An 8,791-nucleotide genomic window follows, 5' to 3' on the forward strand; every position below is an offset into this window, starting at 1 on the left:
TTCTGTTTACAAGTGGGAACAAATGGGTTATAATTGTGAAGCAATCCGCAGCGTAAGCTGTTGTTATGGAGGTCTTCTCTCCGTAGCAGGGGGTGGGTGTTACAGCACTCATCCCCGCTTTGCACTTAATATGTGCCTTACCCTTACAGTTTAACAGTATTTACCAGAAAAAGCAATGATAAAATTGAATTTTGGGAAAAATCATCACATTTTTACTTGTTTTGTCGGATTTTTAGAATCCGGCTTTTTTATTTGGAAATAAAACACCGCTCTATTCTGTTAAAGCAGAAGTAGAGCGGTGTTTCTTCCTATTTTAATCCTTCTTGCGTCGTGGATATTACTTTTTTCCCTGTAAAAGAAATTGTTGCTTTGGAACTCTTATCTCCATTCCCTACCCAAGTATACGTATTAATATTTGCTCCTGTTTGACCGGTAAATGTGCCTAAAGAGCCTATTATATCAGTCACTTCGCCATAAGTCATACCAACTTTAATGCGGGCGAACTCTTCAAGCGTTACTTTCTCATATTCTTCATCATTTACGGTGTAGAGAGTCCCATTCAATAAAGTTCTCAAATCGATATCGGGCTCACTGTTATCTAGTATTGCACCGTATGTGTTCACCGTTTTTTGAACATCTCTCATCTCTTTGTCGCCTAATTTTTCATAAACACCCACCATGCTTTTTTCGCTCATAAGCAATTTCGCAATAAATGGGTTTGTTTCTTCTATTCCCTCTTTATTTTGATAAGTGATTGTTCCACTAAAATAAAACAGTGAATTTTCGGCATCCCAGCTAGATCTATCATGCTTTATTTGAGCAGTTTCCGGTAGCTGAAAATCTCTTTTTAGCATAATATCTAAATTGTACTCGACACCATTCGATAGCATTTTTCGTATCTTTTTTTGTTTTGGTGATAAGTTTTCAAATTTTGGCTCTGTGCTTCCACTTGCAGTAGCATTTGTCTGGGTTTCTGGTGTTGGATTATTCATTTCTTTGTGAAGAGCCATTATTGAAAATATAATAGCAACAAGAAAAATTGAACCCAACCCCATCGCAAAAAGCATTGCAGATTTCTTGTTATTTTCAACATTATTATTTGTTGATGCGGTGTTATTTGAAATTCCCGTATTCTTTTCATGTAAGCTTGCAGATTCATTCTGAAAAGTAGAAACCGCAGGTATTTCGGTTTCGGATTTCTTTTGTTCTGGTTCCTGCTGTAATTCTGCCATAGGAACATATTGAGATGAATCCAATGGTTCCTTTTGGCTATTCTTTATTGCATTCCCGCAGCTAATACAAAACTTACTGTCGTCTGGTATATTTGCCCCGCATTTTTCGCAAAACAATGTTATCTCCCCTAGCCCATAATTTTCAAAACGATATCTTAAGTAGAAATAGGAATTCTTCACTATCGTATCGCATTTAGTGTATTTTTCAAACGCGTTATTTTTTTGCCATTGGGTTGTGTTATGGCACAAGTAAGATGAAATACCGCTCTATTCTGCTATTACAGGGAGCGGTATTTCTTTTTATTCTGTTTTTGTAGGAACAGATTTAGCGTAATTCTGTTTAGACACAGATATTGCAAACACAATTGCAAATATAAATGCAAGAATACCCCACACTTGTAAATCTTTAAATACTCCTGTTTCTATAACGCCCGCTAACCCCGCAATGCCATATAAAATTGCCGCCGCTATCGCTCCGCCTTTTGATTCACGCGCAGCAACTCCCACAATTCCGGCGATTAAGAAAAGAATTGCCACAAAGAATCCTGTTCCTCCACTTGTGTCATTCGTATCTATTATAGCAGCAGCCACTCCTGCTGCACATGACTGAAACAAAATCAAAATAGAAAGGACGATTGATATAATTCCAATAACTAATTTTGCTGTTTTCATCCCCTTTCCCTTTGGTCTCATTGTTTCTGGCTGTGCATTAATCTTTTCTTCTGAAATGGGTATTTTTGTAGCATTAACATTTTGTGTTTTATTCTCTTCTAAAATAATTACTTGTTGCCCGCAATTCCCACAGAACTTGCTTTTTTCCGCAATAGGACTCCCGCAATTTTTACAAAACATTGTTATCTCCTCCAGAAGTGATATCATCACTTTTTTATTTTAGACCCGATTGCGTTTTTTCCGTCACCTTTCCATTTTGAAAAGTAACATTAGCAGTGGCTTTCGACTCTCCCAATCCATCCCAAGTCACTTTAAAATTTTGATTCGCGTCAGAATCGGAGCGTCCTCCTAACGAACCAACAATCTCGGAAACCTCATCATAACCCATTCCAGATTTAATACGGTTAAATTCATCTAATGTTATTTTTATTGAATCATCGTCACTAACAACGATTAATTTACCATCTTCGGGTTTAATAATGCTCTCTGATTGTTTCACATTAAAAATGGATGGACCATATTTGGTTGCGATACCGAGACTATTCGTACCTTTTGATTGATCGATTAAAACCGAATCTCCTAGTTTTATGTATAGGGGATAACTAATTCTCTCTGACATCAGAATGCTTACCGTAAATGGTTCCGATAATGTTTCTGATTTTGAATTCTTATGAGTTACAGTACCACTCCCTGTTAGAATTGCATTTTGCCCTTTCCAGCTCGATTTATCGTGTGTATATTTTGCAGTATCTGGATTTTTTAAATAATCATTTACGAAATTTTCAAATACTGAATGAGCTAATTGCCTTTCGATCTTTATTCGAATTTGCCGATCGACTGGTGATAATGAGGTCTCTCTTGGTTCTGTGGAACTTGCAACTGCTGGAATTTCCGATGCAGTGCTGACTGAATTGCCATCATCATCTGAATTTCCTAAAATAAAAACAAAGAAAAGAAAACACATCAGGCCAAATACAGCAATAATCCAACCCCATCCCGTTTTTTTTGTTCTTTCTTCTAACTCTACTGTTTGCTCGGTAATTCGAACAGAGTCCTGTTCTGTTTTTGGCGTTTTATCGCAACTTACATCAAACCCGCAATTTTCGCAAAACTGACTGCCATCTGGTATATATTTGCCGCAATTATTACAATACACGCTCTTTCCTCCAATTACGTTTATTCAATGAATTCATTTTAATCCTACCTGCGCAGTTGTGTACACTTGTTTCTCTGAGAATGTAATGGTTGCTTTTGAATCCTTATTTCCATTCCCTACCCAAGTATAATTCTTTTTATCGGTTCCGGCTTCCCCAGCAAACGTTCCTAAAGAGCCGATAATTTCGGTAACCTCCGCATAAGACATTCCGGTTTTAATGCGCCTATATTCCTCTAATGTCACTTTTTGATATTCCTCATCATGAATAGAAAACAGACCACCTAAAAACTCCGCCCCATCATATTCTATTGCTTCCTGATATGCAGCAGCTCCCAATGTATTGAATTTATGCTGATTATCATACAGTTCCCTTTTCCCCAATTTCCCATAAACTCCTAATGTGGCTTTCTTCCCTACAAAAGCTTTCATAATATAAGTCTCGGTTTCTTGTTTCCCCTCTTTATTCGGGTAAGTAACGGTTCCCCCGAAAGTGTAAAGAGAATTTTCTATATTCCAACTAGATTTATCATGTTTTACTTTGGTGGTATCCGGTAGATAAAAATCTCTCACTACAATCTCTTCAACTAATTGTAAAACATCTTCCGTCATTAGTTCTCGTACTTTTTTTTGCTTTTCTGTTAATTTGCCAGACTCAGAGCTATTGCTTGTGAACATAAGGTCTGCGGAATAGCTTGGCTCTCCCCCCGAGAGACTATATATACCTATTATGAAAGACAGAAGTGCAACAATCACAATAGCTGAAATTCCGAATAATATTTTCTTTGTAGAGATTGGGTTTTTCCCAGAATACTTTGTTGTTGGTGGTGGTGGTGTAGTAGTATTTTGTCTATTGGCTGAATTTATAGTTTGACCTTGTATTTCGTTTACATCGCAAGTAGAAGCTGTGGATACTTCTGGGACTTCTGAAACTTCTGAAACTTCTGGGACTTCTGGGACTACGTCGATTACTTCTGTTTCTGTTATTGCTACTTCTGAAGAAGTCTCTGAAGCATCTTTTAAATTTTGTATTTCATCCTCTTCTTTAGGTGTTATTGGTTTACCACAATTCGTACAAAACTTACTTTTATCCGCAATGGGGCTACCGCAATTTCCGCAAAACAATGTTATCTCCTCCAACATGAATTGTTCTATGAACGTATTTAAAATAGATATATGTCGCATTTTATCGTAACATATTTAGTAATATTTTCCAATAAGTGTTATTTAAAAAACAATCTTTTTTTACGTTAATGATACATACGAATAAATGCTTTGCATGAGATAAATTGAAAAAAGCCACCCATGCCGGGCGGCTTTTCTCAATCATACATCATTTGGTTTTGTGGATTGCTTCTTCGCATTCTTATTTTGGTTTTGATTCTCCTGTGTAATTGGAGTTTGGCCATTGCTTTTCTTTTCGCGAACGCCTTTGGGGTCTGGCTGGCTGTCCTTTGGCATATTAATCACCTCAAACCCAGTTTTCCCCCATTACAATCAAAGCATTCACAAAAGCAATAAGCGAAAAAATCACTAAAGGACAACCCCTGCATTTCATTTACAAACTCTAATTTACACAAAGTAAGATAGGTGCTAAAATATGGTAAGAACGTACCCTGTAAAAACGCCGCCGTACAAATTGCAGAGGGAGGCAAATATGGAAGTTGCACTAAAAAACATTATGGAATCCATGGTTCTTCAAAAGCTGGATGAAACCATCGACATGCTGGACTGCTGTAAATGCGACAAATGCAGAATGGACATTGCTTCTTATGCCTTAAACCATCTTCCACCCAAGTATGTAGCAACCTATGAAGGCGAAGTATATGCAAAGCTGGAGGCTTTCTCCCTTCAATATGAAACTGATTTACTAAACGCGCTTTACCAAGCTGCAAGGGTGGTTACGGAAAATCCCCGCCATAAGCTCTCTTAATTTCGTCTATTAAAAATTCCGCTGCCTGTTTTTGGGTTGCGGATTTTTTGTACTTACTTTTTGGTAGTACTTGCTGTATTTGCAGTATTTGATGTATTTGTTGTACTTGTTGTGTTTGCGGTATTGGATGTATTCGATGTATTCGTGGTTTCTGAACTGCAAGCGGCCTCTTTTGCAGCGATTATGGCAAGATTATCCCCAATTGCAGTAAAAATTGAGCTCATAATATTAATTTCATTTGCACTTCTTCCCTGAGAAATAGACATAGCTATGGTAGCTGCCGCCAAAACAAGGTCTTTCCCCTGGTTACACACTTTTTATCACCACCCCAAACTATCATATGCAGAAATAAGAAAACCGCCCAATCCATGGGCGGTTCACTAGAGGAAGGAAAACAAAAAGAGTTATTTTATAAAAATCCTGTTTTACGGGCACTTGTTGTTCGTCTGCTGCCCGGCGGCACGGTATTCCGTCCACTCCGCCGGGCTGGGATGCAGTGTTTTGTTTCATTGATATAACTATACCCTACTCATGTGTATAGATTATTGCAATAAAATGATGAAACGTTTAAATTGTGATGAAAAGAATTTGAACAAGTCGTTATAAGAACAGCAATTAGCTTCCCCAAACAAAAAAGCCTCCTCCTAATGAATTAGGACAAAAGGCTCTTAGATTTGATTTAGTGGATTGCTTTTTTACGGTACTTTTTACCAGCAACCTCAACATTGCCAATTGTAATTAAGGCGTCGCAATCAAACCCTAAAACAATGGATTTTAGCTTTGTAAGCTCCAAGCGAGACACAACTACATAAATTACGGTAGTCTCCAGTTTGGAATAGCCACCGTGCCCCTCTAGTAATGTAACGCCACGGCCAAGGCGAGCCGTGAGTGCATCTGCAATATCCGAGTAGCAGTCCGAAACAATCATGACTCCTTTCGAATTATCAAAGCCATCTACCACAATATCAATCACCTTAAAGGCAATAAAATAAGCAACGAGGGAATACATGGCACGGTCCCACCCATATAATAAGCTGGCGAACCCAAGAATGAATACATTGAAGAACATGACGATTTCTCCAATGGAGAAACTGATTTTCTTATCAAAAATAATCGCTACCATTTCGGTTCCATCCAAAGAACCGCCAGCACGAATGATTAAACCAACGCCGGCGCCATTGATAATACCGCCGAAAATCGCGGCAAGAAACACATCGTGTGTAAGGCCAGAGATTGGGTGAAGCAATGAAACACCAATGGAAAGACAGATAATCGCAAACAGAGTGGAAATCACAAACGTTTTACCAATCTGCCGGTAACCCATTATTAAAAACGGGAGGTTCAGGCAAAACGTAAATATCCCCAAAGGCAGGTGCGTTATGTAGCTACTCATAATCGAAACACCCACTATACCTCCATCAATAATATTATTAGGAATTAAAAAAACCTCAAGCCCAATGGAAGAAAGTGTAGCGCCAAGAATAATGAGAGTAGTACGAATCAGAATTCTTCGCATTCGGTTGTAATCATGTTTCATAGTTGTTCCTCGCTCCACTTAGATTTACATTAATTGTAGCATAAAATCGTTTCTTGTTGCAAAAAAATATTTTAACAGTTATTGTGTTTGATTATGTAATAAGCTAGTGGGCTATCTTTTTTTGGTATTCTTACTGGTTCGCGTGATTGCAAAAGCATCTATCCTTTTTGCTCGCACGAATCGACGTCACCTATTTTTTATGGTATGATGAAATACATATAAAGTATAAACCAATTAACCTGTATCTCTAGGGAGCATTCTTATTTAATACTAATTCTGAAAGAAGGCATACTGCTATGAGCCTTTACTCGAAAGCGAAAATTGCCTATTACTCCGGTACCGGCGGCACAGAGATGGCTGCCAATTATTTTCAGGATTATCTGCTCGAGAGCGGCGTTGAAAGCGCCATGGAGCACATTATGGATGGGCGGTCAATAGAAAATAAGGCGCATGATTTACTTATCATTCTATTTCCCGTTCATGCTTTTCATGCCCCAGCCGCAGTATACCGATGGCTCAATTCCCTGCAAAACGCACCCGGAACAGCCGCAGCGGTAATCTCTGTTTCCGGCGGGGGTGAAGTTTCACCGAACACGGCGTGCAGAGTAAGCTGTATTCACCTGCTCGAAAAAAAGGGCTACCGGGTTGTTTACGAAAGCATGCTGATCATGCCCTCTAACTGGGCAGCCAAAACAAAAGAGCCGCTGGCTTCCCTGCTCGTTCAGATTCTGCCGGAGAAGGTTAAAAAAGCAACTAATGAGCTTTTAAGCGGAACCCATAAAAGAACCTCTCCCCTTAAAAAAGACTCTCTTATTTCGTACATAGGGAAAATCGAAACATATGGCGCAAAAATTTGGGGGCGCTTTCTGCGGGCGCAAAGCTCTTGTATTGGCTGCGGCCTATGCGCCAAAGAGTGCCCTGCTGGTAACATTACAATGAAGAATCGTCGCCCAAAATTCAGCAGCAAATGCCATATGTGCATGAAGTGTATTTATCGTTGTCCGGTAAAAGCCATTACCCCGGGAATCGGCAAATTCGTTGTCTTAAAGGAAGGGTACGATTTGTCACTTTCTTCTCAAGAAGAATCGTTCGGCTCCACTTCATATAAGAATGTAATCGAGAGCGATGCTCTTTTCGCTGGAGTGAATGAGTATTTAGAAAATAAATAAGTTAAAATGTAGTAACAGTTAGGAGAGTTCTATGGAAACAGCAAATTTGGAAGAAAAAAAAGAAGCCACAACACCAACCAAAACCTTTGCAAGCTTTATTCTTCTTGATAAAGCCGAGCTGGACATTGATTTATTGCAGCGGCTAATTCGAGAAGATTGGAATCTTACTTTTGCAGAAACCAGCATGAATGAAGATAGACAAATTCTTGTTGCTGATGTAAACGGAATGACTCTTGCAATTAGTTTAATGCCTGCTCCGATTCCGGATCAAGAAGCTTTAAAAAATGCGAGAACCAATTTCCGCTGGCCGGGAGCCGTAGAAGTTGCTGAGCAGCATCAAGCACATATTCTGGTTGCATTAATGTACAAAGAGAATCCCGTGGAAGAAGCCGCCAAGCTTTTTGTTAAGATTTGCAGCAGCTGTCTGAAACTTCCAAACGCAACTGCAATTAATACATTGGGTACCGTATTTGAGCCGAACTTTTACATGAATGCTGCGAAAACGGCGTTGGAGCAGGATGAACTGCCCATATTAAATCTTGTATTCTTTGGCATTTACAGCGAAGATGGCAAAACCGTTAGTGGCTACACGTTTGGTATGGAGCAGTTTGAGAAAAGAAATATGGAAGTGCTAAACAGCCAGCATGATCCGAACGAAGTGATGGAATTCTTATACGATATTGTTGGCTATGTATTAGAGCAAGACGTACTCCTGCAAGACGGTGAAACCATCGGCTTCTCGGAAGAGCAAAGACTGCCCATCACTTTAATTGACAGCTCTATTTTAGAGCAGAAAACCCTACAAATCGGTTTTTAAGAGACATGTCATACGTATCCATTTTAGTAAGTTAATTACTTCGTGCCATGAATAAATATCCGCCGGCTAAGCCGGCGGTTTTTCTTAGTCGCCTATAAGGCTCCATTACTGGCCGCCCTTGCAAGGGCATATTACGGTCTGACTCTTGCAATAGCTTGTTACTTGCTACCCTTGAAAGAGTCTTCGTATTCTCTAAATGTCAATTGGTCTTGTAACTTATCCTCTTCTAATTGTTTTTGAATATATTCTGCGATCTTTTTGGTGTTCTTTCCTACTGT

Annotated in this window: 10 protein-coding genes; 3 read left to right on the forward strand and 7 right to left on the reverse strand. The window is 39.1% G+C overall.

Features of this window, described 5'->3' with window-relative positions:
• Positions 1 to 308: 308 nt before the first annotated feature.
• The 5 genes from E7L17_RS14785 to E7L17_RS14805 form a co-directional block, all read right to left on the reverse strand.
• Positions 309 to 1,349, reverse strand: coding sequence for a zinc ribbon domain-containing protein (locus E7L17_RS14785; protein WP_316323892.1), 1,041 nt, complete (start codon positions 1,347 to 1,349; stop codon positions 309 to 311).
• Between the two features lie 183 nt (positions 1,350 to 1,532).
• Positions 1,533 to 2,084, reverse strand: a complete 552-nt coding sequence (locus E7L17_RS14790; RefSeq protein WP_316323893.1) for a zinc ribbon domain-containing protein — start codon at positions 2,082 to 2,084, stop codon at positions 1,533 to 1,535.
• A 34-nt stretch (positions 2,085 to 2,118) separates the two neighbouring features.
• Positions 2,119 to 3,060, reverse strand: coding sequence for a DUF3862 domain-containing protein (locus E7L17_RS14795; RefSeq protein WP_316323894.1), 942 nt, complete (start codon positions 3,058 to 3,060; stop codon positions 2,119 to 2,121).
• 33 nt (positions 3,061 to 3,093) lie between these two features.
• Entirely contained in the window at positions 3,094 to 4,182 is a 1,089-nt protein-coding gene (locus E7L17_RS14800; protein ID WP_316323895.1) for a zinc-ribbon domain-containing protein, read from the reverse strand.
• Positions 4,183 to 4,383: 201 nt separating this feature from the next.
• Positions 4,384 to 4,518, reverse strand: coding sequence for a hypothetical protein (locus E7L17_RS14805; protein ID WP_316323896.1), 135 nt, complete (start codon positions 4,516 to 4,518; stop codon positions 4,384 to 4,386).
• A 196-nt stretch (positions 4,519 to 4,714) separates the two neighbouring features.
• On the opposite strand from E7L17_RS14805, the gene E7L17_RS14810 reads away from it, so the two are divergent.
• Positions 4,715 to 4,990 carry a late competence development ComFB family protein gene (locus E7L17_RS14810; protein ID WP_316323897.1) on the forward strand — a complete coding sequence of 92 codons (276 nt, stop codon included), beginning with the start codon at positions 4,715 to 4,717 and terminating at the stop codon, positions 4,988 to 4,990.
• A gap of 53 nt (positions 4,991 to 5,043) precedes the next feature.
• Here E7L17_RS14810 and E7L17_RS14815 read toward each other — a convergent pair whose 3' ends face one another.
• Positions 5,044 to 5,304 (reverse strand): DUF6774 domain-containing protein, encoded by a 261-nt coding sequence (locus E7L17_RS14815; protein WP_316323898.1) that lies wholly within the window; start codon positions 5,302 to 5,304, stop codon positions 5,044 to 5,046.
• A 365-nt stretch (positions 5,305 to 5,669) separates the two neighbouring features.
• Positions 5,670 to 6,527, reverse strand: coding sequence for a YitT family protein (locus E7L17_RS14820; RefSeq protein ID WP_316323899.1), 858 nt, complete (start codon positions 6,525 to 6,527; stop codon positions 5,670 to 5,672).
• Positions 6,528 to 6,823: 296 nt separating this feature from the next.
• Here E7L17_RS14820 and E7L17_RS14825 point away from each other — a divergent pair, with 296 nt between their 5' ends.
• Together E7L17_RS14825 and E7L17_RS14830 are read left to right on the forward strand one after the other, a co-directional pair.
• Positions 6,824 to 7,696, forward strand: coding sequence for an EFR1 family ferrodoxin (locus E7L17_RS14825; RefSeq protein ID WP_316323900.1), 873 nt, complete (start codon positions 6,824 to 6,826; stop codon positions 7,694 to 7,696).
• A gap of 31 nt (positions 7,697 to 7,727) precedes the next feature.
• A complete protein-coding gene (locus tag E7L17_RS14830) occupies positions 7,728 to 8,513 on the forward strand; it encodes a DUF4261 domain-containing protein (RefSeq protein ID WP_316323901.1) in 786 nt (261 codons plus the stop codon).
• Positions 8,514 to 8,791 lie beyond the last annotated feature (278 nt).

Source organism: Clostridium sp., assembly GCF_032576335.1.
Taxonomy (GTDB): domain Bacteria; phylum Bacillota; class Clostridia; order Oscillospirales; family Acutalibacteraceae; genus Faecalispora.